Origin of the sequence: Nocardioides sp. (assembly GCF_036493135.1) — a bacterium.
GTDB lineage: Bacteria > Actinomycetota > Actinomycetes > Propionibacteriales > Nocardioidaceae > Nocardioides.
This window is the reverse complement of record NZ_DASXQG010000011.1, coordinates 1-23,587: the sequence shown is the minus strand read 5'-3', so window position 1 is coordinate 23,587 and position 23,587 is coordinate 1. Positions and strand designations below refer to the sequence as shown.

Annotated in this window: 21 protein-coding genes and 1 pseudogene; 12 read left to right on the top strand and 10 right to left on the bottom strand. The window is 71.2% G+C overall.

Annotated elements, in window-relative coordinates; translation table 11 throughout:
• The first annotated feature begins 3 nt into the window (after positions 1-3).
• On the top strand, positions 4-675 hold the full coding sequence (locus VGJ24_RS01525) for a TrkA family potassium uptake protein (RefSeq protein WP_331498692.1): 672 nt from the start codon (positions 4-6) through the stop codon (positions 673-675).
• On the opposite strand, the gene VGJ24_RS01520 is transcribed toward VGJ24_RS01525, so the two are convergent.
• From VGJ24_RS01520 to dut, 4 genes and pseudogenes are all read right to left on the bottom strand, one after another.
• Entirely contained in the window at positions 650-1,372 is a 723-nt protein-coding gene (locus VGJ24_RS01520; RefSeq protein WP_331498691.1) for a DUF3159 domain-containing protein, read from the bottom strand. The genes VGJ24_RS01525 and VGJ24_RS01520 overlap by 26 nt on opposite strands.
• A gap of 43 nt (positions 1,373-1,415) precedes the next feature.
• Positions 1,416-1,778, bottom strand: coding sequence for an OB-fold nucleic acid binding domain-containing protein (locus tag VGJ24_RS01515; protein ID WP_331498690.1), 363 nt, complete (start codon positions 1,776-1,778; stop codon positions 1,416-1,418).
• A gap of 40 nt (positions 1,779-1,818) precedes the next feature.
• Entirely contained in the window at positions 1,819-2,433 is a 615-nt protein-coding gene (locus VGJ24_RS01510) for a DUF3710 domain-containing protein (protein WP_331498689.1), read from the bottom strand.
• Positions 2,434-2,455: 22 nt separating this feature from the next.
• Positions 2,456-2,770, bottom strand: a pseudogene (gene dut, locus VGJ24_RS01505) (dUTP diphosphatase); the annotation flags it as partial.
• A 43-nt stretch (positions 2,771-2,813) separates the two neighbouring features.
• Between dut and VGJ24_RS01500 the strand changes: the two are divergent.
• Positions 2,814-3,305: a DUF3093 domain-containing protein gene (locus VGJ24_RS01500; RefSeq protein ID WP_331498687.1), complete on the top strand. Its 492-nt coding sequence runs from the start codon at positions 2,814-2,816 to the stop codon at positions 3,303-3,305.
• A 9-nt stretch (positions 3,306-3,314) separates the two neighbouring features.
• Positions 3,315-3,605: a DUF4235 domain-containing protein gene (locus VGJ24_RS01495; protein ID WP_331498686.1), complete on the top strand. Its 291-nt coding sequence runs from the start codon at positions 3,315-3,317 to the stop codon at positions 3,603-3,605.
• Between the two features lie 146 nt (positions 3,606-3,751).
• Here VGJ24_RS01495 and VGJ24_RS01490 read toward each other — a convergent pair whose 3' ends face one another.
• From VGJ24_RS01490 to VGJ24_RS01480, 3 genes are all read right to left on the bottom strand, one after another.
• Positions 3,752-4,045 carry a DUF4193 domain-containing protein gene (locus VGJ24_RS01490; RefSeq protein ID WP_331498685.1) on the bottom strand — a complete coding sequence of 98 codons (294 nt, stop codon included), beginning with the start codon at positions 4,043-4,045 and terminating at the stop codon, positions 3,752-3,754.
• A gap of 131 nt (positions 4,046-4,176) precedes the next feature.
• Complete coding sequence (locus VGJ24_RS01485) at positions 4,177-5,007, bottom strand: inositol monophosphatase family protein (protein WP_331498684.1); 831 nt, start codon at positions 5,005-5,007, stop codon at positions 4,177-4,179.
• Between the two features lie 10 nt (positions 5,008-5,017).
• Positions 5,018-6,085 (bottom strand): ferrochelatase, encoded by a 1,068-nt coding sequence (locus VGJ24_RS01480; protein WP_331498683.1) that lies wholly within the window; start codon positions 6,083-6,085, stop codon positions 5,018-5,020.
• Positions 6,086-6,115: 30 nt separating this feature from the next.
• On the opposite strand from VGJ24_RS01480, the gene VGJ24_RS01475 reads away from it, so the two are divergent.
• The 7 genes from VGJ24_RS01475 (at position 6,116) to VGJ24_RS01445 (ending at position 14,928) form a co-directional block, all read left to right on the top strand.
• A complete protein-coding gene (locus VGJ24_RS01475) occupies positions 6,116-7,354 on the top strand; it encodes an MFS transporter (RefSeq protein ID WP_331498682.1) in 1,239 nt (412 codons plus the stop codon).
• Between the two features lie 2 nt (positions 7,355-7,356).
• The gene (locus VGJ24_RS01470; RefSeq protein ID WP_331498681.1) at positions 7,357-8,541 is read left to right on the top strand and encodes an MFS transporter; all 1,185 of its coding nucleotides are present in this window, start codon (positions 7,357-7,359) and stop codon (positions 8,539-8,541) included.
• A gap of 9 nt (positions 8,542-8,550) precedes the next feature.
• Complete coding sequence (locus VGJ24_RS01465; RefSeq protein ID WP_331498680.1) at positions 8,551-9,861, top strand: D-arabinono-1,4-lactone oxidase; 1,311 nt, start codon at positions 8,551-8,553, stop codon at positions 9,859-9,861.
• Between the two features lie 145 nt (positions 9,862-10,006).
• Entirely contained in the window at positions 10,007-11,089 is a 1,083-nt protein-coding gene (gene sepH / locus VGJ24_RS01460; RefSeq protein WP_331498678.1) for a septation protein SepH, read from the top strand.
• 32 nt (positions 11,090-11,121) lie between these two features.
• The gene (locus tag VGJ24_RS01455; RefSeq protein ID WP_331498677.1) at positions 11,122-13,125 is read left to right on the top strand and encodes an SDR family oxidoreductase; all 2,004 of its coding nucleotides are present in this window, start codon (positions 11,122-11,124) and stop codon (positions 13,123-13,125) included.
• Between the two features lie 308 nt (positions 13,126-13,433).
• Positions 13,434-14,090, top strand: a complete 657-nt coding sequence (locus tag VGJ24_RS01450) for a thymidine kinase (protein ID WP_331498676.1) — start codon at positions 13,434-13,436, stop codon at positions 14,088-14,090.
• 13 nt (positions 14,091-14,103) lie between these two features.
• A complete protein-coding gene (locus tag VGJ24_RS01445; RefSeq protein ID WP_331498675.1) occupies positions 14,104-14,928 on the top strand; it encodes a sulfurtransferase in 825 nt (274 codons plus the stop codon).
• 68 nt (positions 14,929-14,996) lie between these two features.
• Here VGJ24_RS01445 and VGJ24_RS01440 read toward each other — a convergent pair whose 3' ends face one another.
• A complete protein-coding gene (locus VGJ24_RS01440; RefSeq protein ID WP_331498673.1) occupies positions 14,997-19,238 on the bottom strand; it encodes a carboxypeptidase regulatory-like domain-containing protein in 4,242 nt (1,413 codons plus the stop codon).
• A gap of 395 nt (positions 19,239-19,633) precedes the next feature.
• On the opposite strand from VGJ24_RS01440, the gene VGJ24_RS01435 reads away from it, so the two are divergent.
• Entirely contained in the window at positions 19,634-20,134 is a 501-nt protein-coding gene (locus VGJ24_RS01435) for a winged helix-turn-helix domain-containing protein (RefSeq protein ID WP_331498671.1), read from the top strand.
• Positions 20,135-20,307: 173 nt separating this feature from the next.
• A complete protein-coding gene (locus VGJ24_RS01430; protein WP_331498670.1) occupies positions 20,308-21,684 on the top strand; it encodes an HNH endonuclease signature motif containing protein in 1,377 nt (458 codons plus the stop codon).
• A gap of 663 nt (positions 21,685-22,347) precedes the next feature.
• Here the strand turns inward: VGJ24_RS01430 and VGJ24_RS01425 are convergent.
• Together VGJ24_RS01425 and VGJ24_RS01420 are read right to left on the bottom strand one after the other, a co-directional pair.
• On the bottom strand, positions 22,348-23,475 hold the full coding sequence (locus VGJ24_RS01425) for a nucleotide pyrophosphatase/phosphodiesterase family protein (protein ID WP_331498669.1): 1,128 nt from the start codon (positions 23,473-23,475) through the stop codon (positions 22,348-22,350).
• Positions 23,476-23,483: 8 nt separating this feature from the next.
• Positions 23,484-23,573 (bottom strand): hypothetical protein, encoded by a 90-nt coding sequence (locus tag VGJ24_RS01420; RefSeq protein ID WP_331498798.1) that lies wholly within the window; start codon positions 23,571-23,573, stop codon positions 23,484-23,486.
• Between the last annotated feature and the right edge of the window lie 14 nt (positions 23,574-23,587).

The window sequence follows — 23,587 nt, the reverse complement described above, 5'->3', positions numbered from 1 at the left end:
GACATGAGAGTCGCCATCGCCGGAGCCGGGGCCGTCGGCCGCTCGATCGCCCGCGAGCTGATCACCAACGGCCACCAGGTGCTCCTCATCGACAAGGACCCGCGAGCGATCAAGCCCGAGCGCGTCCCCGATGCCGAGTGGCTCTTGGCCGACTCGTGCGAGCTCTCGTCGTTGGAGGAGGCCCACCTCGACCAGTGCGATGTCGTGATCGCGGCGACCGGTGACGACAAGGCCAACCTGGTGACGTCGCTCCTGGCCAAGACCGAGTTCGCGGTCCCACGCACGGTCGGCCGGGTCAACCACCCCAACAACGAGTGGCTGTTCAACGAGGCCTGGGGCGTCGACGTCAACGTCTCCACCCCGCGCATCATGTCCGCGCTCGTCGAGGAGGCGGTCACCGTTGGCGACCTCGTGCGGCTGTTCACCTTCCGCCAGAGCAACGCGAACCTCGTCGAGCTCACGCTGCCGGAGGACTCGCCGTACGTCGGGAAGCCGTCCGGCCTGATCCCCTTCCCGGAGAACGTCGCACTGGTCACCATCCTGCGCGACGGCCAGGTCTATCCGCCCGACGGCGACCAGCCGGTCGAGGCCGGCGACGAGCTGCTCTTCGTGGTGTCGGCCGACGTCGAGAACGAGCTGGAGACGTTGCTCAACCCTGGCCACTCGCAGGTGTGACCCGCTCCACCGCCTGGAGGGGCGTGTGGTTGCGCCCCAGCAGCCAGGACATGGCGCCCAGCGCGGCGAGCTGCAACGGCCAGCCCATCGCGATCTTGAGCACGCCGAGCGCCGCCACGGCGGTGTCGGGGGAAAGGCTCCCCGAGTGGCCGGCCAACCACACCGGACCCTGGACCAGGGCCCGGATGGCGCACGGCAGGAGGAGCAGCCAGGTGAGCCGCGTGCACAGCCGGACGACCTGCCGGTCGGCGTGCCACGCTGTCGGGTCGCCGGTCACGCTGCCGATCATGAAGCCGACCAGCGGCCAGCCGGTGATGCAGGTCAGGCCCATCAGCACGGCGTACCCGGCGTTGTAGAGCAGGCCGGGGACGAAGTACGCCAGCGCCTGGTCGTCCGCGCTGCCACCACGGCTGGCGGCCAGGTGCACGAAGAACCAGCCGATCGCGATGCCGACCAGCGCGTTGACGCAGAACTTCACGGTCTGGCGCTGGACGATCCGCGCGATCAGCTCGAGCACGGCGACCGTGACACTGGCACCGAGGGCGAGCTCGAGGTGTCGGGTGATCAGCCAGACCACGGTGAAGGTCAGGGTCGGCACGGCCGCCTCGATCATCCCGCGGCGGCCGCCGAGCGCCTGGCTGAGCTGTCGCCGGACCAGGGCCTCGACGGTGTCGGTCGTCGGAGGTGCTGGAGTCATCGGGTGTCCGTACGTCGGGTGGCGGTCGGCGCCGCTCGGGCGGTCAGGGCAGCAGCGTGTAGCGGGGGTTGTAGATGATCCGGTCGCCTCCGTGCCGGCCGATCCGGCCCTCCACCTCCAGCGACCGACCGGGTGAGATGGCCGCGATCTCGCGCCGGCCGAGCCAGACCAGGACCAGCGAGTCGGATCCGTCGAACAGCTCCGCTTCCAGCGCCGGTACGCCGCCGCGGGGGCGCAGAGTCACCGTCTTCAGGGTGCCGCGGAGCCGGACCGGCGTCCGGTCGGAGCAGTCCGCGATCAGGTCGCAACGCCCGGCCTTGGTCGTCTCCCGCAGCTCACGGGCGTGCTGGTCGTCGGCGTTGGCCCAGCTGCTGATCGAACGCCGCAGCTTGCTCTTCTCGCCCATGCCTCCAGCCTAGGCGCTCGGACCAGGAACCGGGGCCCGGTCAGCTGAGTCGCTGGGCGTCGTCGGGGAGAGTGAGCGGCAGTGCGTCGCCGACCGGCATCGCGTGCGTCCCCCGATGGACGACGACGGCGGCCAGGGCGTTCTCCCAGTCCTGGGCGCCGTCGGGCTCGGTCGCCGGCTGGCCCAGGAACGTCGCGCGCAGCAGCCAGCGAGCGCCGTTCACGCCGATGATCCGGGACGGCTGCATGGCCTGGTTGCCGTCGGGCAGCACCACCTGCATCTGGCACACCAGCTCGGTGCCCCAGCGTCCCTGGCGCTCCGTCGCGGTGCCACCGTGCCGTGAGATGTCGGCGGCGATCTGGGGCCGCACCTCGGTCCACAGATCGCCGTTGCGCGGCGCCGCGAACGCGCGCAGCTCGAGGGCACCCTCCTCGGCGGCGAGCATCGCCGACTGCACCTCGCCGGTGTTCTCGTCGACCTGGAGCCGGAGCTCGGTGCCGTCCCGCGGCGGCACCCGCAACGAGCCGAGGTCGACCCGCTCGAGCCCGTCGTCGGGGGTCTCGTCGGAGTCCCAGGGACCGTCGACGTCGTCCGGGACCCCACCCTCGACCTCGACGGCCTCGTCCGGCTCCGAGCTTGCCTTGCGGCGGAACATCAGTGCGTCTCCCAGCGAAGTGTCACGGGTGGTCGGGGGTGGGCTCACCGAGTGCGCCCGAACCTCCGGTTGAACCGTATCCCCCGCTCCCCCTCACCGACTCCGGCAGGGCGTCGACCTCGGTGAGCACCGCCTGCTCGAACCTCTGGATGACCAGCTGGGCGACCCGGTCGCCGCGGTGCAGCTCCACCGGCTCGCGCGGGTCGTGGTTGACCAGGAGCACCTTGATCTCGCCTCGGTAGCCGGCGTCGATGGTGCCGGGCGTGTTCACGATGGAGATCCCGTGGCGGGCGGCCGGGCCGGACTCGGGCACGACTCGGGCTCGCGGTCGGTCACGGGCGGGACCTTGTCTCCGTGCGCCCCGGCCAGGATGGTTGGCTGTGCCTGTGCCCGACACCCCCGACCCGGCTGCGGCCGGGCACCACGAGCGGCTGAGCGTGCCCCTGCGCTGGTGGGTGCAGGGGACCATGCTGGTGGCGACGTTCTGGCTGGCGTTCGTGGTCTCCACCCCGGGCATCGTCGCCTGGTCGGCGACGGCCTTCCTCCTGCTGGTCATGGTCGGGCTGCTCGCGGGCTACGGCGCGCCGCGCGTCGACGTCGAGGACGGTTGGCTGCGGGCGGGGCGCGCGCGTATCGGCGGCGAGTTCCTCGGTGACGCGGAGCCGCTGGACGCGGCCGAGACGCGGCGGGTCGCCGGCCCGGGTGCGGACGCCCGCGCCTACCTGCTCCTGCGGCCCTACCTCAAGCGCAGCGTCAAGGTGGTCGTGCGCGACGAACGCGACCCGGCGCCGTACTGGCTGCTCAGCACCCGCGACCCCGAGCACCTCGTGGCGGCCATCCGGGTGATCAGCGGCTCCGGGACGGCGCGATAGCCTGCGTGCATGGCTGATTCCGCCGGCGGCAGCAAGTTGTGGACCGCCTTCTCCCTCGTGGCCACCCTCGGCGCGGCGGCGCTGGCCAAGAAGGCCATCAACACCGGCTGGAGGGCCGCGACCGGGAAGCACCCGCCGGAGAACCCGGCGGATCCCGACGTACGGATGGGCGAGGCGGTGGCCTGGGCTGTGGTCAGCGGCACCTTCGTCGCGCTCGTCCGGATGTTCGCGCAACGTCGAGCCGCGAACTACTACCGGCGATCAGCCGGACACCTGCCGCCGCAGCTGCAGAAGGACTGAAGAACGCCGAGTCGTCAGATGACGACTCGGCGTGATCGCTGCCCTTTTGCGCCGCCTCGAGGGACGACAAAGCCCGCCCGGTCATCCCGGGCGGGCTCGTCGATACCTGCTGTGTCGGGCCGGGTCGGTCCCGGTCGTGGGTGCGCTCAAGCAGCGCAGTCGCGACAGATCAACCGCTTCTCGTCCGCCAGCTGGCTGCGGTGATGGACCAGGAAGCAGCTCCGGCACGTGAACTCGTCCTCCTGGCGCGGCATCACCTCGACCGCCAGCTCTTCGTGCGAGAGGTCGGCGCCCGGAAGCTCGAACGACTCGGCGGCCTCGGCCTCGTCCTCGTCGACCTTGCCGGAGTTCTTGTCGTGCCGACGCGCTTTGAGCTCTTCAATGCTCTCTTCGGACTGGTCTTCCTCGTTCTTGCGAGGTGCGTCGTAGTCGGTGGCCATGCGTGTGTGTCTTTCTCCCCATCTTGCGCCGGTGCCCCGGCGCCCTCGTCGGCGCGCCGATTGTGCCCGAAGACTGTCCGGACCGCACCTTCGGATCGCGTCGTGTCTCATGAACAGAAGGTGAGCGGCGGCTATTCCCGGGACTCGCGGGGACCGTCGGGCCCTTCGCCACCCACGAAACCGGCGTCGACGACGGCCGCTCGGAACTCCGCGAACCCGTCCTCGGGGGCGCAGATCAACAGCCGCTTGTCACCCGGTGAGCGGGCGACCTGAAGGATGCCACCGGCCTCCAAGACGACCAACCCGGCGGCAGCGTGGTCCCAGATGTGCGGGCCCTCCTCGACGTACGCATCGAGCGTTCCGGAGGCGACGGCGCACAGGTCGAGGGCACAGGAGCCGAGCCTCCTCAGGTCGCGGACGCGCGGCAGGAGCCGGGAGATGTACGTCGCCTCGCGGGCCCGCGCCGGCTGCTCGTAGCTGAAGCCGGTACCGACCAGGCGCTCGCCCAGCGGCACGGTCGGTCGTGGCTGGATCGGACGGCCGTTGCAGGTCGCGCCGCCGCCGAGGGTCGCGACGTACTCAAGGGCGAGAGCGGGTGCCACCACCACCCCAGCGACGACCTCCCCGTCCACCTCGGCGGCGATGCTGACGGCGAAGTGAGGAAGACCGTAGAGATAGTTCACGGTGCCGTCGATCGGGTCCACGATCCACACGACGCCCGAGGTGCCACCGAGGTGGTCTCCCTCCTCGCCGACCATCCCGTCGTCCGGTCGGGCGTCGAGCAGCCGCTCCCTGACCAGGGCCTCGGCGGCCTGGTCGGCGCGGGTGACGATGTCGATCTCGCTGGACTTGGTGCCGGCCACCACGACCCCCTCGTCGCGGAGCCGTAGGATCAGGTCGCCGGCCTCGCGTGCGGTCCTCAGGGCCAGATCGCGCAGGGCGTGGCTGTCGTGCTCGGTCACGAGAGGCTGCTCATGCCGCTCCGCCCAGGGCCGGCTTCTCACCACGCGGATTGGGGCAGCAGCCCGCGGCGCAGAGGTCCCAGCACGGCGGCTCACCGCCGACTGAGACTCGGTCGACCCGGTCGCCCCGTTCGACGGCAGCGCGTTCGACGACCAGCTCGCGGACCATGGCCACGAAACGCGCGTCGGTACCCGACGTGGGGACCCGTACGGCGTCGAGCCCGAGCCGGGCGGCCGTGGCCAGGGCCTCGGTGTCCAGGTCGTAGACGACCTCCATGTGATCGGACACGAAACCGATCGGGACCAGCACGACCGACTCGACCCCGTCGCCGGCCAGCCGCTCGAGGTGGTCGTTGACGTCCGGCTCGAGCCAGGGCATCTGCGGTGGCCCCGACCGCGAGCAGAAGACCAGGTCGTGGCCCGGGTCGCGTCCGGTGACCGTCGCGACCCGCTCGGCGACGTACGCGGCGGCGTTCTTGTGCTGGGCCAGATAGGCGCTGCCCCGGGGGCCGCTGCCGTCGTTCATCGAGGTCGGGATCGAGTGGGTCACGAAGACCGGTCGAGCAGCCGGCCGGTCCGCGACCGCGGCGGTCACCGCGTCGACGGTCGGCTCGAGGAAGCCGGGGTGGTTGTAGTAGGAGCGCAGCCGGTCGAGCCGAGGTGCGCCGTGGCCCGCCGCCGCGGCGAGGTCCTCGCGGTACTGCCGGCACGAGGAGTACGACGAGTAGGCACTGGTGACGAAGCACGCGGCCCGGGCGACGCCGTCCTTCCTCATCCGGCACACGGTGTCGGTCAGGTAGGGGTCCCAGTTGCGGTTGCCCCAGTACACCGGGAGGTCGAGGTCGTGGGCGGCGAGGTCGGCGCGGATCGCCTCGAGCAGCGTGCGGTTGAGGTCGTTGATGGGGCTCTTCCCGCCGAGGAGGAAGTAGTGCTCAGCGACCTCCTCGAGCCGATCGCGCGGGACCCCGCGGCCACGGGTGACGTTGTCGAGGAACGGAACGACGTCTTCCGGCCGGTCCGGGCCGCCGAACGACACCAGCAGCAGTGCGTCGTACGGCGAGACGTCGAGCGGCGGCATGTCGTCATCGTGCCCTACGCTCCGAACAGCATGTTCACCCGCTACCGCACCGTGCTCGCGCGCTCCGGAGCGTGGCGATTCAGCCTGACCGCGCTGGTCGCCCGGCTGCCCATCTCCATCTCGACGCTCGGCATCGTCCTGCTGGTCACCGGGCTGGGTCGGTCCTACGGCCTGGCCGGCGCGCTCTCGGCGTCGTACACGATCGCGAACGGGTTGTCGTCGGTGGTCCAGGGGCGCCTGCTCGACCGGCTCGGCCAGTCGGTCGTGCTCCCCGTCGTGGCCGCGGTGTACGCCGTCGGGGTGGTCGGGCTCGTCACCGCCCTCGAGGCGGGGTGGCCCGAGCCCCTCGCGTTCGCCGCAGCCTTCGTGGCCGGGGCGGCGTACCCGCCGATCGGCTCGGCCGTCCGGGCCCGGTGGTCCCACGTGCTCGCCGGCCGCCCGGCGGAGGTGCAGACGGCGTACGCCCTGGAGTCGGTGATCGACGAGGTCATCTTCGTCATCGGGCCCACCGTCGCCACCGTCCTGGCCACGCAGTGGCATCCGTGGGCGGGGCTCGGCCTGGCACTTGTCACGGGCGTGCCGGGCACGCTCGCGCTGGCCGCGCAGCGCGGCTCGCAACCGGTCCCCCAGCGCGTCTCGCGGCTGTCGTCGGCCCGCCCGGCGATGCCCTGGACGCCGGTCGTGATCCTGGCGGCTGTCTCCTGCGCACTCGGCTCCATGTTCGCCGCCGCCGAGGTCAGCACCGTCGCCTTCTCCGCCGAGCAGCACGCGAAGCCGTACGCCGGTGTCCTGCTCGCCTCCTGGTCGGCCGGGAGCATGGTGGCCGGCCTGATCACCGGCACGCTCGCCTGGCGTCTCGCCCCCATCCCGCGCGTACGCGTCGGCACCGCGCTGTTGGCGTTGGTGATGGTGCCGATGTCGTTCGTGGGCTCCATGCTCGCCATGGGCGTGGCGCTCTTCGTTGCCGGTTTCGCGATCGCGCCGACCCTGATCGCGTTGTTCTCGGCGATCGAGCACGGGGTGCCTGCGGCCCGGCTGACCGAGGGCATCGCGATCAGCCACACCGGCCTGGCCGCCGGCCTGGCCCCCGGCGCGGCGCTGGCCGGCCTGGTGATCGACGCCCATGGCGCCTCTCCGTCGTACCTCGTGGCGCTCGGCAGTGGAGTCGTCGCCGCGCTGGCCTCGTTGGCCCTGCCGCGGTCCTTCGACCCGGAGGACCGCCAGGCCGCCGACGAGCCCGGCGGGGCCGGCGAGCTGTCGGTCTTCTAGGAATGTTCGACAAGTACCGCCGCATCCTGAGCGTGCCGGGAGCCCTGCGGTTCAGCGGCTCCGCGCTGGTCGCCCGCCTGCCGATCGCCATGGACACGATCGGGATCGTGCTGCTGGTGACCGGCGTCGGCCGGTCCTACGGACTGGCGGGTGCCATGTCGGCGGCGTACCTCCTCGCGGCCGCGGCTCTGGCGATCCCGCAGGCACGCCTGGTGGATCGCCTCGGCCAGGGTCGGGTGCTGACGGTGGCTGCCGTGGTGTTCGCGGTGGCGATGTCGTCGTTCGTGGTCGTGGTGCAGTCGGGCGGCCCGGAGTGGGCGGCGTTCGCCGGTGTCCTGGTCGCGGGAGGCGCGTTTCCTCAGATCGGCGCGTGTGTCCGGGCACGCTGGTCGCACGTGCTCGACGAGCGCCCCGAGATCGACACGGCGTTCGCGCTCGAGTCCTCGGTCGACGAGGTCGTCTTCATCACCGGCCCGATCCTGATCACGGTCATCGCCACGGCTTGGAGCCCCGTCGCCGCGCTGGGCATCGCGATCGTCGCGGGCACGTCCGGCACCTTGTTCTTCGCCGCCCAGCGGTCGACCGCTCCGGTGGCGGCGCCTCGCGTCCGGGGGGCCGGTGTGCAGCGGCTCCGCCTGGCGGTGGTCGGCCCCGTGTGCCTGGTCTGGCTGGCTCTGGGCACGCTGTTCGGAGCGGCGGAGGTGACCACCGTCGCGTTCGCCACGGAACATGGACACCGGGGGTACGCCGGGTTCCTGCTGGCCATCTGGGCGGCCGGGAGCCTGATCGCGGGCGTGATCACCGGCATGGTGCAGTGGCGGGTCAGCCCGTCCACGCGACTGCGGTGGGGTGCAGTCGGGATGTTCGTCGCGATGATCCCGCTGAGCGTGATCGGGTCGTTGCCGGTGATGGCGGTCTGGCTGTTCGTCGCCGGGTTCGCCATCGCCCCCACCGGGATTGCCGGCCTCTCCCTGGTCGAGAAGAACATCCCGCGGTCGCGGCTGACCGAGGGCATGACGCTCGTGGAGACCGCGGCGGTCGCTGGGGTCGCTCCCGGCGCCGCCATCGCGGGCCAGGTCATCGACAGCCACGGCGCCTCGGCGGCGTACCTCGTCTCCCTGGTCGCGGGGCTGGGCGCCGCCTGCGCGGCGCTCACCTCACGCGAGAGCGCGACGACGAGGATTTAGGCTCGCTCCGTGCAGTGGCAGAACTGGTCCGGCCTGGAGTCGGCCGAGCCCCGGAGCGTGAGCTCGCCGGCCTCGCCCGCCGCCGTGGTGGAGGCCGTGGTCGCGGCCCGCGAGGCGCGGTCGACGGTCAAGATGGTCGGCACGGGCCACTCCTTCACCGGCATCGCCACGCCCGGCGACATGATGCTGCGGCCCGACCGGCTGGCCGGGATCATCGCCGTGGACCGCGACGCGATGACGGTCACGGCGTACGCCGGCACCCAACTGAAGGTGCTCAACGACGAGCTCGAGCGGCTCGGCCTCTCGCTCCACAACATGGGTGACATCGCCGAGCAGACCCTGGCCGGCGCGGTGTCCACCGGGACGCACGGCACCGGCGGCGTCGCGGCCGGGCTGGCCGCGCAGCTCGCGGGCTTCCAGCTGGTGACCGGGACGGGCGAGCTGCTCGACGTCTCGGCGTCCGCCAACCCCGAGGTGTTCGAGCTCGGCCGGGTCGGGCTCGGCGCCCTGGGCATCCTGACCACGGTGACCTTCGCCGTGGAGCCGCTCTTCCTGCTCGAGGCGCACGAGCAGCCGATGTCGTGGGACGAGGCGCTCGGCACGTTCGACACGATGGTCGAGGAGAGCCACCACTGCGACATGTACTGGTTCCCCCACACCGACCGGATGCTGACCAAGCGCAACACCCGGCTCGACGCCGACGTTTCCGAGGCGTCGCCCGTCGGGCGACTCCGTGGCTGGGTCGACTACGAGCTGCTCTCCAACTCGGTGTTCGGCGCCCTGACCGCGGCGGCCAACCGGGCTCCCGGCGCGATCCCGCGGATGAACCAGGTCTCGGCGCGTGCCCTCTCGGCACGCACCTACAGCGACGTCGCCCACCGGGTCTTCACCTCGCCGCGGCGGGTCGTCTTCCGCGAGATGGAGTACGCCGTACCGCGCGCCGCCGGGCTGGACGCGCTGCGCGAGGCGCGGAGGACCATCGAGAGGTCGGACTGGCGGATCAGCTTCCCGGTGGAGATCCGCGTCGCGCCGGCGGACGATGTGGCGCTGTCCACGGCCTACGACCGCGACTCCTTCTACCTGGCCTTCCACACCCACCACCGCTCCGACTGGCGCACGCACGCGGCGTACCTCGAGGCGATGGAGGCGATCCTGCGCGACCACGAGGGACGACCGCACTGGGGCAAGCTCCACACCCGTACGGCGAGCGACCTGGCGCCGGCGTACCCGCGGTTCGACGACTTCCTGGCCCTCCGCGAGCGGCTCGACCCCGACCGGCTGTTCGCCAACGACTACCTGAAGCGGGTGCTCGGCCACTGACCGGTCCATCGAAGCGGCAGGTCACGCCGGTCCGGAGACCCGGGTGGCGCGCCGTACGACCAACCGGGCGGGCGGCGTGCGCTGGCGTAGGCTCGGCCGCACCGGAGCAGGTACGAGCGGGAGCGAGGCGGGAGCGACAACGGCCATGGTGCACCTCAGATTCACCGGGGTGAGTGAGGACGGCCAGACGCTGCTGCTCGTGAGCGACGCGAGGGTGGAGTTCACCGTCGACGTCGACGACCGGCTACGGGCCGCACTGTCGGGCCAGACGTCGGAGCAGGCATCCGACCACGGCTCGGGACCGGGCGGCGAGCAGGCACGGACCGGCCAGTTGGAGAGACAGATGGAATCCACCCTCCGCCCACGCGACATCCAGGCGCGGATCCGGGCCGGGGAGACGCCCGAGTCCGTCGCCCAGGTCGCCGGCACGTCCGTCGACAAGGTGATGCCGTACGCCGCACCGGTCCTGGCCGAGCGCGCCCACGTCGCCCAACGCGCCCAGCGGGCCTCGATCCGCCGCCGCCCCGTCGAGGGCGGCGCGGCGGCGTCCGCGCGAACCCTCGGCGAAGCCGTCGGCAGTCACCTGCGCTCACGCAACGTGGACCCCGACACCGTGGCCTGGGACGCCTGGCGACGGGAGGACGGCCGCTGGACTTTGACCGGCTCGTACACGACCACCGGCCACGTCGGCGCCGCGCACTTCTCCTTCGACGCGCCGGGGAACTACGTCGTCGCGGACGACGACGACGCGCACTGGCTGATCGGCGAGGTGTCCGACCCGCCCGCGGAGCAGTCGGAGACCACCCGCGACGACCTGTCCGACGCCCGCCGGCGCCGGCTCTCCGCCGTACCTCCCGACGAGCTGCCGCTCGGTGAGGACGCCATCGAGCTGGTCAGCGAGGATCCCGAGCCCGAGGTCGCCCATGACCGGCCCGACGAGACCGCCGCCCTCGGGGCGGAGGCTCCGGTCGAGGCCTATCTCGACTCGCCCGAGTCCCCGGCCGAGGTTCAGCCGGAGGCGGAGGACACGGCGGACGACGGGGTGGACGACGGGGCGGGCGACGAGACGGGCGACGACTCGGGCGACGACTCGGGCGACGACTCGGACGACTCCCGCCGCCACGAGCCGCCGTCACGCAAACCGGTCAAGAAGACCCGCGGCCGCGCCTCGGTCCCCAGCTGGGACGAGATCATGTTCGGCGGTCCGAACGACGAAAGCCGCGCCTGATCCCAGCGGTTACCTCCGAGTAGTCTCCCGGCATGTCGTACTTCGTCACCGGCGCGACCGGGTTCATCGGGCGACATCTGGTCGAGGCGCTGCTCGACCACCGCGAGGGCACGGTGTTCGCGCTGGTCCGCGAGGGGTCGCGGGCGCGGCTCGAGAAGATGATCGAGGTCTGGGGTACCGACCGGGTGGTCCCGGTCGTGGGTGACCTCGGCGCCGACCGGCTCGGCGTGGACGAGGTGTGGGTCGAGGAGCATCGCGGCCAGATCGACCACCTCTTCCATCTCGGGGCGATCTACGACATGACGGCCGACGACGAGGCCAACCAGGCCATGAACGTGGACGGCACCCGCCACGCGATCGAGCTGGCCGAGGCGCTCGAGGTCGGCCGCTTCCACCAGGTCAGCTCCGTCGCCATTGCCGGTGAGTACGACGGTCCGTTCGACGAGTCGATGTTCGACGAGAGCCAGGCCCTGACCTCGCCCTACCACCGCACCAAGTTCGAGTCGGAGCGGATCGTCCGCGAGGAGTCCACCGGGCCGTGGCGCGTCTACCGCCCGGCGATCGTGGTCGGTCACAGCGAGACCGGCGCCATGGACAAGGTCGACGGCCCCTACTACTTCTTCCCCGCCATCAAGATGCTGCGCGATCGGCTGCCGGCGTGGTTACCGCTGGTCGGTGCCGATCTGGGTGACACCAACGTCGTCCCGGTCGACTACGTCGCCACGGCGATCGACCACCTCGCGCACCTCGACGGTCACGACGGCGAGGCGTTCCACCTGGTCAACCCCGAGCCTCAGCCGGTCGCCGACCTGGTCAACGCGTTCTGCGCGGCGGCCGGCGCGCCTCGATTCGCCACACCCGTCGACCGGAGCACGGCGGGCGGACTGCTCGGCATCCTCCCCGGCCCGCTCAGGCCGTTCCGCCTGGCCGGCACCCTGATCCGCACGGCACCGGTCCGGGCGGTCCTCGACCAGACCGTCGGCCGGGTCGGCATCCCGCCCGAGGTGCTCGCGCACTCGTCGTTCCGCCCGGTCTTCGACTCGCGGCGTACCGAGAAGGCGCTGGCCGGCTCGGGCATCGGGGTGCCCGATCTCGAGTCGTACGCCGGCACCCTGTGGAGCTACTGGGAGGACCACCTCGACCGTTCCACCGCGAACGACGCCGGGGCGCGCGAGGCTCTCACCGGCAAGTACGTCGTGATCACCGGCGCCTCCTCGGGCATCGGCCAGGTGACGGCGCTCAAGGTCGCCCAGGCCGGCGGCATCCCGGTCCTGGTCGCGCGGGGCAAGGACAAGCTCGAGGCCACGCGCGCCACCATCGAGAACCGCGGCGGCACCGCCCACGTGTATCCGTGCGACCTCTCCGACCTCGAGGCGATCGATGCGCTCTGCGCGCAGCTGAGCACCGACCTGCCGTCCATCGACTTCGTCGTCAACAACGCGGGCCGCTCCATCCGCCGCTCGCTGCGGCTCTCACAGGACCGCTTCCACGACTTCGAGCGCACCATGCAGCTGAACTACTTCGGAGCGATCCGGCTGATGATGGGTCTGATCCCGACGATGCGCGAGGGACACCACGGCCACGTCGTGAACGTCTCCTCGATCGGCGTCCAGACCAACCCGCCACGCTTCTCGGCGTACGTCGCGTCCAAGGCCGCGCTCGATGCCTGGAGCAACGTCGTCGCCTCGGAACTGGTCGGCGACGGGATCACGTTCACCAGCATCCACATGCCCCTGGTGCGGACGCCGATGATCGCCCCGACCAGGATCTACGACAAGTTCCCCACGATCTCCCCTGCGCAGGCGGCCGACCTCGTGATCAAGGCGATGGTCCAGCGGCCGCACGAGATCAACACCCTGCTGGGCAACGCCGGCGCGGTCGCCCACACGGTCGCACCCAAGCTCGCGTTCCGGGTGCTCAACCTCGCCTACCACGTGTTCCCCGACTCGGCGGCCGCCAAGGGCGAGGGCTCGCAAGGGGCCCGAGAATCGGAGCAGATCATGCTCGCCAAGGTCTTCAAGGGCGTGCACTGGTAAAACCCGGCGGTTCATTTACCTGACCCACACCGACTAGTCGGCTTCGACCGAACGGTCGCTTCTGCCGCGAACCGCCCTGCGGCGGGTGCGGATCGTCCTACCTTCGAGACCTGGCTCTGGGCCGAGGGGTGCCCGGAGACACGCGCGAACGCCGAGGGGCTCGACCGACACGGGGAGGCCGAGCTCCTCGGACTCAAACCGACTCGGCCCTCCCTCGAGCGGTGGATGAAGCCCGGCAGCCAGGGAGCTGCCGGGCTTCGTCGCGTCCTGGCCGAGGTCGCCGCTCGTCGTGACAGAATCGCCGCGCGATGGCTGAACTCCACTTCTTCACCGGCACCATGGACTCGGGCAAGAGCACGCTGGCCCTGCAGACCAACCACAACCACGCGCAGCGCGGCCGCGTCGGGCGGATCTTCACCACCCACGACAGGGCGGGTGAGTCGATCCTCTCCAGCCGGCTCGGGCTGACCCACGACGCGATCGAGGTCTCCGACGCCTTCGACTTCTGGCGGTACGTCGTCGACTCGCTCACGGCGGGAGCCCGGGTCGACTACCTGATCTGCGACGAGGCGCAGTTCTACACCACCGTCCAGATCGACCAGCTGGCCAAGGTCGTCGACGAGCTCCAGATCGACGTCTTCGCGTTCGGCATCCTCAGCGACTTCCGTACCCGGCTCTTCCCCGGCAGCGCACGCCTGGTCGAGCTCGCCGACCGGATGAACGTCCTCCAGGTCGAGGCGCTCTGCTGGTGCGGCAAGCGCGCCACCCACAACGCCCGCACCGAGGACGGCGTCATGGTCATCGAGGGAGAGGTCATCGTCGTCGGCGACGTCGACTCGACGGACGGACCACCTGCCGAGGTCGCCTACGAGGTGCTCTGCCGGCAACACCACCGGCGCCGGCTCACCGCCGCCCGGGCGCGCGCCGTAGCCCTGTCGCCCGAGCCGCTGCCGTTCGGGTCCTGATCGGACGTTCGACGTGATCCGGCCCGGCCTGCTGCTCGGAGTCGACGACCTGGACGGCCTCGAGGCCGTTGTCGTGGACACCCGGCTGGCGCTGACCGGGGCGACGGGACGCGAGCGGTACGACGCCGGCCATGTGCCCGGCGCGGCGTACCTCGACGTCGACGACGATCTGGCCGCTCCCCCGGGTCTCGGCGGGCGACACCCGCTCCCCGACACGGCAGCGTTCGTGGCCGCCGTACGCCGTGCGGGCATCTGGCGGGGTTCGCGCGTGGTCGTGTACGACGACGGTCCGGGGACCGCGGCGGCCCGGCTCTGGTGGTTGCTCCGGGACTCCGGTCACGACGACGTCCTGGTCCTGGACGGCGGGCTCGCCGCCTGGACCGCCGCCGGCCGGCCCGTCTCGACCGAGCCCGTCGTCCCCGAGCCGGGTGACTGGGACGGCACGCCCGGTCGGCTGCCGGTCGTCGACGCCGGGCAGGCGCGGGCCGTGGCGCGCGACGGTGTCCTGCTGGACGTCCGCGCCGCCGAGCGGTTCCGCGGCGAGCACGAGCCGATCGACCCGGTCGCGGGACACATCCCGGGCGCGATCAACGCCCCGCTCAGTGGGAACACCGACCAGCTGGGCCGCTTCCTGCCCGACGACGAGCTGCGGCGACGCTTCGAGGTGTTGCGGGTCGCCGACGGCGTGGCCACCGCGGCGTACTGCGGCTCGGGCGTCACCGCGACCCAGACCCTCTTGGCGCTCCGGCTCGCCGGCTTCTACGACGCGGCGCTCTACCCCGGCAGCTGGAGCGGCTGGATCGCCGACCCCACGCGTCCGGTCGCGACGGGTCGGTGACCGCGGACGGGCAGACGTGCGGGTGCCGGGGACCCCGTGTTCCCCGGCACCCTCCTGGGAGGGACCTCCTAGCTCTTCTTCAGTGCGAAGTCGGCGGTCACGGTGCCGCCTGCGGTGATCCGGACGACCTTCGTCTTCGGCGTGTAGCCGTCCTTGGCCGCGATGACCTGCAGCGGGTTGTAGCCCTTCGCCAACCACAGCTGGTAGTAGCCGTTCGCGTCGGTCTTCAACGTGAACTCGACCGGACCGCAGTTACCCGTCTGCCCGTCGTACATCGTGCAGAGGTCGACGGTGGCACCCGGGATCGGTGCACCGGTGGCCGCGTTCGTCACCGTGCCCCGGACCTTGCCCCACGACCTCGGAGGCGTGACCGTCATCTCCACCCCGACCGGAGTGATCGAGTACGGCGAGTCGGTCCCGACGGCCAGCTTGGCGTCGTACGTGCCGGGCTGGTCGACCTGCGAGGAGTCCATCCCGACGGTGACCGTCACGGTCTGCCCGGGCGCGACGTCGAGTGACGCCGGGTCCTCGGACAGCCAGGGGACGTCCGCGCCCCCACCGCACTGGTCGTAACCGGGCAGGACCTCGGCGAACTGCGTCGGGCTGAACCCGCCGGTCGAACCGCCGATCTTGTACATCCCACAGCTGCCACCGCCGCGGTACTCGGCATTGTTCGCCGCCGGCAGGTCGCTCCAGCTGTCGCCGGCCGGGTCGTACTCCCAGCCCTCGTTGGTCACCGCGACGCTGTTGTTGATGACGCCACTGGAGACCTGGAGCTTGCCGTCGGCCGTGCTGGTGATCCCGGCCCAGTCGTCGGCCGGCATGTCGGCCACCTGCGTCCAGGCGTCAGCACCTGGGTCGTAGGCGTACGCCGACTTGGTGGTCGTGTCGGTGTCGGCGTTGTCGCCACCGGCACACACGATCTCGTTCCCGACGCCACCACAGGCGGTGAAGGCGCTCGGGTGCGGGTAGTCGGCGTGCTGGGTCCAGCTGTCACTGCCCGGGTCGTAGCTGAACACCTTGGCGCTGGTCGGTGCACAGTTGCCCGTCGTACACCCACCGATGACGTAGAGCTGACCGTTGAGCACGGCGGTGCTGGTGGCACTGACGGTCTCCGGCAGGTCGGCCTTCTGCGACCACGAATCCGATGACGGATCGTAGGCGTAGACACCGCTGGAGGCGTTGCCGAGCTCGTCCCAACCGCCGATCAGGTAGACGTGACCGTCCACGTAGGCACCCGCGGGCGACTCGAGCGGAGCCGGGGCGTCTGCGATGGCCGTCCACGCCTGCGTGGACGGGTCGTAGACGTAGCCGTCGGCGACGTTCGCGAGGCCGTTGTACCCGGCGATCGAGTAGACCTTGCCGTCACCGTAGGCGACCGCGTTGTCCATCGTCTTGGTCGGGAAGTTGGCGATGCCCGTCCACGGCGGGGCCGCGGGCGTCGTCGACCGGGACGGTGTCTGGTAGCCCTTCGAGCCCGGCTTCGCGGACTTGTTCTGGGTCACCATCGCCTTCGTGGAGAACGTGCCCTGCAGGTGCACCACGGGGGCGCCCTTCTGGCCCTTCACCATCGGCGTGAACGCGCCGTTCTGCTCGCCGAGGTCCACGTGGACCGGGCTGGTGCCGTCGTTGCCGAAGGTCACCGTCCGGGTGGCGGACCTGCCCAGCCGAAGCGTGGCGCTCAGGCTGGTCGGGGAGACCGTGAGGTGCCCCGCCTTGAGCGTCCAGTTCTTCCGGGTCGTGAAGCTGGCCGCCACGTTCACGTTCGCCGTCGCCGCGGTGTACTTCCCGTCGGTGGCGTGGAACGTGGTCGTGCCGGTCTGCGACGAGTACAGCCAGTAGAACCCGTCCGGTACTGCCGGGTCGTCCGGCGTCGCCGCCGAGACCCCGAACTCGTCCGGGTGGGGGTCGCTGGCCACCTTGGCGCCGTTGACCGGCTGGTTGGTGTTGTCGTCGCGGACGGTGCCCGCCACGAGTCCGCCACCCTGTGCGACGCAGGAGCGGGTGCCGACGAAGACGTTGTCGACGATCCACCACCAGCCCCATGTCGCCGTGAAGTGGAACCGCACCTGCACCTGCGACTGACCCGCGGCTGCCGGGATCGGCAGGTCCACGTGACCGTTGGCATCGCTGGTCGTCTGCTCCCAGACGTTGGTCCAGGTCGCGCCGCCGTCGGTGCTGAGGTCGACGTCGCCGACCTGGTTGCTGATCCCGTTGTAGTCGGTGTCGAACCCGATCTCCGGGTCGGTCTGGGCCGACAGGTCGGCCACCGGCGAGGTCAGCGTGGTGTCCTGCGAGTTGCCCGGCCCGTAGTGGTCGGAGTCGACGACCGCGAAGTCACCGTCCGAGCCCGGGGGCGCCGTCCGGTTGCCGGGGTTGTCGAAGCTCCACGTCTGCCCGTTGCCCGCCCCGTCGGAGACGGTCCAGCCGTCCTGAGGAGAGGACCCCGTCCAGCCGGTGAAGTCTTCCGAGGTCCCGTCGTAGCTGTAGACGTAGCCCTTGGCCGAGCACGTGCTCGGGTCGACCATCGCCTGCAGGTTCACCGTCTGGTCGGAGCTCCCGACCGTGACGTCCTGGTCGATGGGCAGGTAGCCCGGGTACCTGCTCTCAGCATGCACCGTGTACGTCGCGCCCTCCGGCAAGGAGAGGCTGTAGTGACCGGTGTAGGGGTCGCTGTACGTCGCGGCCGAGGTGCCCTGGACGGTGATCTTGGCGTAGATCGGCCAGTCCGCACCGGAGCCGTCGGTGATGGTGCCGTGGATGGTGTGACTCGGGACGGCGCTGAGCGCGAACGGCTCGCTCACCGTCTGCCCCTGGTCCACCACGACCCCGGTCACGGTCTTCGAGCCGTAGCCGAACGCCGACGCGGTCAGGTCGTACGTCCCGACCGGCAGCGAGAGGCTGTACTGGCCGGAGGCGTCCGTGGTCGCGGAGTGTCCGTCGGGGGTCGAGACCGTCGCGCCGGCGATCGGATCGCCGGTCGACGCGTCGGTCACGGCACCGGCGACGACCCCGTGCGGACCGGTGGTCAGCGCGGAGACGCCGTTCGGGGTGCCCAGACCGGTCGGCCCGTCCCACCCGGGACCGGCGTTGCACAAGACGTTGCCGCAGCCGCCGTCGGAGCCGGTGGTGACGTCGTAGAGGTCACCGGAGTCGGCGTAGGGGTAGGAGTTCGGGTAGGTGCCGGAGACCGGGTCGCCTGCCAGGGCGTACATGGCGGCCACCAGGGGCGAGCTGAGGCTGGTGCCTCCGACCTGGAGCCAGCCACCCTCGCCGAGCGTGTCGAAGACCGCGAGACCCGTGTTCGGGTCGGCGTCGGCCGAGATGTCGGCGATGGCGCGGGTGTCACAGCTGGTCGACAGGCCCTGCTGGAAGTCGGGCTTCGGCTCGTACGGCGAGCAGCCGCTGCCGCCATCGGCCCAGGCGGACTCGCTCCATCCGCGCGGAGAGCTGTCGGACGTCAGCGAGGTGCCGCCGACCGCCACGACGTTGGGGTTGGTCGCCGGCCAGTTGGTGACGTTGCCCTGGTCGCCGGTGCTGGCGGTCACGGCCACGCCCTGGTGGTCGTAGTAGTGATCGAAGCCGAGCTCGTCGGGGGCCTCACCCGGGACGCCGTAGGAGTTCGAGACGAACTTGGCGCCCAGCGACACCGCGGTGTCGACCGCGATGCCGAGGTTGTCGAGGCTGTTGTCGGTGCCCTGCACCAGGAGGATCTTGCAGTTCGGGCACGCGGAGGAGACCGCGTCGAGGTCGAGCGATGTCTCCAGGCCCCAGCCCGGGTCGTCCGGAGGCAACGGGGTCGTGTCGCCGTCCTGGTTGACGATGGTCAGGCATCCGCTCGCGACCGTGCATGCGGGGAGGCCGTAGTAGGAGCGGAACTGCGCGAGGTCGGCCTCGGCATGCGAGTCGCCGAACGCGTCCACTATCCCGACGGTCTCGCCCGCACCGGAGTCGGGCAGGTTGTAGGCGTCCTGGATGTCGGCCGGACCCAGAGCCGTGGGCGGCGGGTCGGCGGCCGGCGTGATCTGGTGGTCCAGCGCCGTGCGGACCACGCTGAAGCAGCGGGCCAGGTGCTTGGCCAGATAGTCCTTCTGCGCCCGGTTGCACGCGGCGTTGGTGTAGTGCGCCTGCTCCGACTTCTGGGTCTGGTCGACCTTGCCGTCGGGCTCGGCGGCCTTCTGGTGGGCCGCGTGGCCGGACGCCGATCGGGCGGCTGGTCCGTTGCCGGTGGCCTGGGCCGGCCCCGCCATGGACAGGGTGAGGCCCAGGACCGCGAGCATCGCGGCGAGGACGGTGACGATGGTGCGCAAATGCCCTCTTCGTGGCATGTGTGGCTCCCTTGGATTTCCCGAGTGGTGCCGCCGGGGGGCGGCCGTAGCGGACACAGGTCCGCCTGCCTGACGCTAGGAAGCGCGCGACCCGGGGCTCAAGGTCGGGCGGTGGTCATTGCCGGGCGCCTCCGGGACGGCACCCGGTCGCGACCCGGACGACGTACCGGGCGCGTGACGGGCAGCCGCCGGTCGCCCCGGTCGTTGACTGGTACAACATCCTTTACTCGGGTCACGTGTGTCACTAGGTTCGTACTGCGTGCCGGGACACCCTTCCGGGTGGGCTCGGAGCATGCGTTCTCGGGAGGAATTGCATGACCATCACCGCGCCGAGTTCCAGAGACGGAACATCGCTGCCACAGTCGTTCACCGTGTGCGTGAGCGCCAACCCGGAGGAGCGCGGCCGGGTGGCCGCCGCGCTGGACGGCGAGGGCCTGCTGGTCCTGGTGCCGGACGCCCAGATGGCCGTCGACCTGCTGGCCAAGGCGGCCGCTCAGGCCCGGTTCCCCGACGACCTCGACGAGGTGGTCCGACTCGGCCGGCTCGAGGTCGACCACCGCCGGGCGACCGTGCGCTGGGACGGTACGTCCCTCGACGTGTCGCACCTCGAGCGCGAGGTGCTCGGTTGCCTGGCGGCCTCGCCCGGTGCCGTCTGGTCCTACGAGCGGCTCCACGAAGCCGCGTGGGGCACGCGGTACATCGGCGACCGCGACAGCGTCTACTCACTGGTGAAGAGACTCCGGCGCAAGCTCGCCGAGGCGGGTGTCGAGCTCGACCTGATGGCGGTACGCGGCGTCGGCTTCCAGCTCGTGCCGCAACCTGTGGCCCGGACGCTCGACACGACGGAGTTCGAAACCGCCAGGCCCGAAGCCGGCTGAGTCATGCCCGCGTCGGTCGAGCTTGTCGAGACCACGCGGCGGTGCCTCGGGTGCCCCGCTCGTGGATGGCCGCGAACGGCGCCGAGAAGACTCGACAAAGAACCTTGCGAGCTTCTGTGGAGGACCCCGGCTTCGGGGGTCTGAGTGTCGGCGCCCTCTGGTCCAATACTGGTATGGGTATCACCGCCGCCGAGCAGCACGACCGGACCGTGGTCGACGACCTCGACCCGTCCGGGGTGCTGGCGCGGGTGAGCGAGGCCGAGACCGCCGAGCGGAGGGCGGGGTTGGCCAAGCTCGAGCTGGCGTTGCAGTGGTGTGTGCTGCATCCGGCCAGCCCGGACACCGGGACCGCGGTCTGGGGCGACGCCGGACTCCCTGGCCTGGACGGCTCGGACGAGCACCTGGGTGGGGAGGGGTGTCCGCAGGTCGCGGCGTTCGCGCCGGAGCCGTTCGCGGCCGCGCTCGGAGTGAGCACGTTCACCGGGATGCAGACCCTGGCCGACGCCCTCGACCTGACCCACCGATTGCCGAACACCTGGGCGAAGGTCCGCAACCTGACAGTGGCGCCGTGGAAGGCCCGGCGGCTGGCGCAGGCCACCCACCACCTCTCCCAGCAGGCCGCCACCTATGTCGACGAGCAGCTCGCAGACCGGATCGACACGTGTGGGAGCGCGCTGATCGACCGCATCGTGACCCAGGCCGCCGCCCGGTTCGACCCCGACCCGGTCGAGCTGGACGAACAAGAGGCCAAGCTGTCGTGGAACGTGCACCTGACCCACCGGGCCGACGGATCGTTTGCCGGCACCTCCCATCTGGAGGCCACCGGCGACACGCTGGCCTTCACCAAGCTCTACGACCTGGTCTGCGACCACGCCCACCACCTTGCCGAGCTCGGCGACCTGGATCCCCTCGGCGCGAGGAAGGCCAAGGCGCTGGGTGTGATCGCCGACGCCCAGTCCCAGCTCGACCTGTTCGGCCAGGCACCCGGTGAGTCGCCCCCGGTGCGACGACCGTCGCTGAGCAGGACCCGCCTCTACCTCCACCTCACGCCGTCGGACCTGATCGACCCGATGGTCCCGATCGGCGTGGGCGAGGTGGAGAAGCTCGGGCCCGCCACCTCGAGGCGGATCAAGGAGTGGCTCGGATCCTCACGAGCGACCGTCGTCCCGGTGCTGAACCTGGACCGTGCCTACTCCGTCGACGAGCACGACCCACCTGAGTGGATGCGGGAGACGGTGATCCTGCGGGACCGGCACTGCGTCTTCCCGTGGTGCCGGGTCGACGCCCGCGGCTGCGACCTGGACCACATCACGCCCTACGTCCCCATCGACGACGGCGGTCCACCCGGCCAGACCGCCGCCACCAAGCTGGCGCCGCGGTGTCGACGGCATCACAACGCCAAGACCACCGGACGATGGCAATACCAACGACATCCCGACGGCACCTACACCTGGCAGGGCCCCCACCGAGCCTGCTACCTCGTCACGCCCCTCGGCAGCCAGGCACTCCCGGGACGCGCCGACACCTCAGCGCTGTCCGGCCCCGGCTGACCTGCCGGTGATCGCAGCTCCTCGATGAGCAACCTTCCACCCAAGACGACCACCGACCCGAGTCAGTCCAGCCGACCTCACCAAGCCGTCGACTGCCAGGACGGCCTCTACTGAATCCCGGCAGCGCTCCAACCTGAGTGCCGGGTGAGGTCGGTGCGTAGCGTCATCAGTTCACGGTCGACCGCGCACGCCTTGGTGCAGCGGGCGCTGCGCAGAGCCAGCAACACCCTGCGAGCCTTCGCGGAAAGACTTGCGGAAGAGGCCCGGACAAGGCGCGACATGGTGCCTCCTGGGATGTGCCGCGAGGCCTTCTCGCTGCCGCGATCCTACTCCGTCGCGTGGCACGCTGGTCCCGGAGCGGTCAGCAGGTGTCAGGGTCCCTGGTGGAGAGGGCACCGCGTGTCCACCGGGTCGTGGTCAGCCACCCGGTGGCAGATTCCCGGAGCTGCGACCACCCACGTGACGGTTGAGGTGGCGGACCCAGTCGTGCTTCCCACAGCGGACGCACTCTGAGTACGCGTCCCGACGGCCCGTCTGGACCAGGCGCCACTGGTGCACCCCGATCAGGCAGCGCCAGTGCATGGCCATCGCACGTTCCCTCCGCCGTCGAGCATCCTCCCAGGAGATCGCGTGCGTCCATAGAGCCAGGGCCCGACCCCAGAGTCAGTCGACGAGCAGGGGGATGCGCATCTCCGCCGGGGTCAGCGATCCGTGGAGCCCGACGAGCCGCGTCTCATAGGGGAAGTCGACCGAGGAGAAGAGTCCCCAGTCGCCGCGTGCGGCCGCCACCACGTCGCCGATCCGCGGCAGCACGGGTGCGGTCACCCCGCCGAACCAGCCGCAGGCGAGCGCCTCGTCGCGGCTGACCACGAGGGCGGCCTCTCCGAGCAGCTCGCGCCACCGCGCCCGGACGTCGTGCACCGCACCCGCCGCGCAGTAGACGTGCCGGAACCTCGCCTCCCCACCCAGCAGCACCACGCCGTCGCGGTACGCCGGGTTGTCGTCGAGGTCGAGCCGGCGCTCGGGCGCGGCGTCGACCATCCCGTGGTCGGCCACGACCATGAGCCGGGCGTGTGACGGGAGCGCGTCACGGAGCTGTTCGGCCTCGGCGTCGATGATCGCCAGCTGTTGGAGCCACTGCGACGAGGCGACGCCGTACCGATGACCGGTCCAGTCCAGGTCGCCGTCGTAGAGGTAGGTGAGTGACGGGCGCGCGGCCGCGGCCGTCACGGCTCCGGCGACCCGCTCACCGACCCGATCGGCGTCCACCCACTCGCCGCCACGCTGGGCAGCGAGGGTGAGCCCCGAGGCGCGGAACTCCCGCTTGTTCACGGTCGTCACGTGCACCCCGGCCTCCGCGAGCCGCTGGAAGCCGGTGGCGTGCGGCTGCCACTGGAGCGGGTCGATGTCCTTGTCCCAGAACAGCGCGTTCAGCAACCGGTCGGAACCCGGCACCCGCGAGGTGAAGCCGACGACGCCGTGAGCTCCCGGCACCAGCCCGGTGCCGAGGGAGGTCAGGCTGGTCGCCGTGGTCGACGGCACTCCGGACGTCCCGATCGCCTCCGGAGTCAGCAGCGAGGACAGGTACGGCGCGGCGTGCGCGTGGGCCGCGAGCAGGTCGGCGCCGAGCCCGTCGACGAGGAACACGACGTACGACGGCGCCTCGGGCAGGGCGAGCGCCGGCACGTCGCACCACCCCTGGACCCCTGCTCCGAGCGCATGGCTCACCGACGGCAGGACGTCGGCCAATGACCTGGCGCCATACGCCGGCTCGAGGAACCCCGTCTCCACCCCGGCTCTCAGAGGTGGGTCCGGGCCGAGAGCGACTCTGCGAACGCGAGCAGGGAGGGCACCGCGTCGGGGCCGTCGGCCGCGGCCGAGACACGGATCGAGAAGTCGTCGG

Bases quoted from the DNA above. Each gene is read 5' to 3' on its own strand.
- VGJ24_RS01525 (WP_331498692.1), top strand. From the start codon at position 4: ATGAGAGTCGCCATCGCCGGAGCCGGGGCCGTCGGCCGCTCGATCGCC.
- VGJ24_RS01520 (WP_331498691.1), bottom strand. From the start codon at position 1,372: ATGACTCCAGCACCTCCGACGACCGACACCGTCGAGGCCCTGGTCCGG.
- VGJ24_RS01515 (WP_331498690.1), bottom strand. From the start codon at position 1,778: ATGGGCGAGAAGAGCAAGCTGCGGCGTTCGATCAGCAGCTGGGCCAAC.
- VGJ24_RS01510 (WP_331498689.1), bottom strand. From the start codon at position 2,433: ATGTTCCGCCGCAAGGCAAGCTCGGAGCCGGACGAGGCCGTCGAGGTC.
- VGJ24_RS01495 (WP_331498686.1), top strand. From the start codon at position 3,315: ATGGCTGATTCCGCCGGCGGCAGCAAGTTGTGGACCGCCTTCTCCCTC.
- VGJ24_RS01490 (WP_331498685.1), bottom strand. From the start codon at position 4,045: ATGGCCACCGACTACGACGCACCTCGCAAGAACGAGGAAGACCAGTCC.
- VGJ24_RS01480 (WP_331498683.1), bottom strand. From the start codon at position 6,085: ATGCCGCCGCTCGACGTCTCGCCGTACGACGCACTGCTGCTGGTGTCG.
- VGJ24_RS01475 (WP_331498682.1), top strand. From the start codon at position 6,116: ATGTTCACCCGCTACCGCACCGTGCTCGCGCGCTCCGGAGCGTGGCGA.
- VGJ24_RS01470 (WP_331498681.1), top strand. From the start codon at position 7,357: ATGTTCGACAAGTACCGCCGCATCCTGAGCGTGCCGGGAGCCCTGCGG.
- sepH (WP_331498678.1), top strand. From the start codon at position 10,007: ATGGTGCACCTCAGATTCACCGGGGTGAGTGAGGACGGCCAGACGCTG.
- VGJ24_RS01455 (WP_331498677.1), top strand. From the start codon at position 11,122: ATGTCGTACTTCGTCACCGGCGCGACCGGGTTCATCGGGCGACATCTG.
- VGJ24_RS01450 (WP_331498676.1), top strand. From the start codon at position 13,434: ATGGCTGAACTCCACTTCTTCACCGGCACCATGGACTCGGGCAAGAGC.
- VGJ24_RS01430 (WP_331498670.1), top strand. From the start codon at position 20,308: ATGGGTATCACCGCCGCCGAGCAGCACGACCGGACCGTGGTCGACGAC.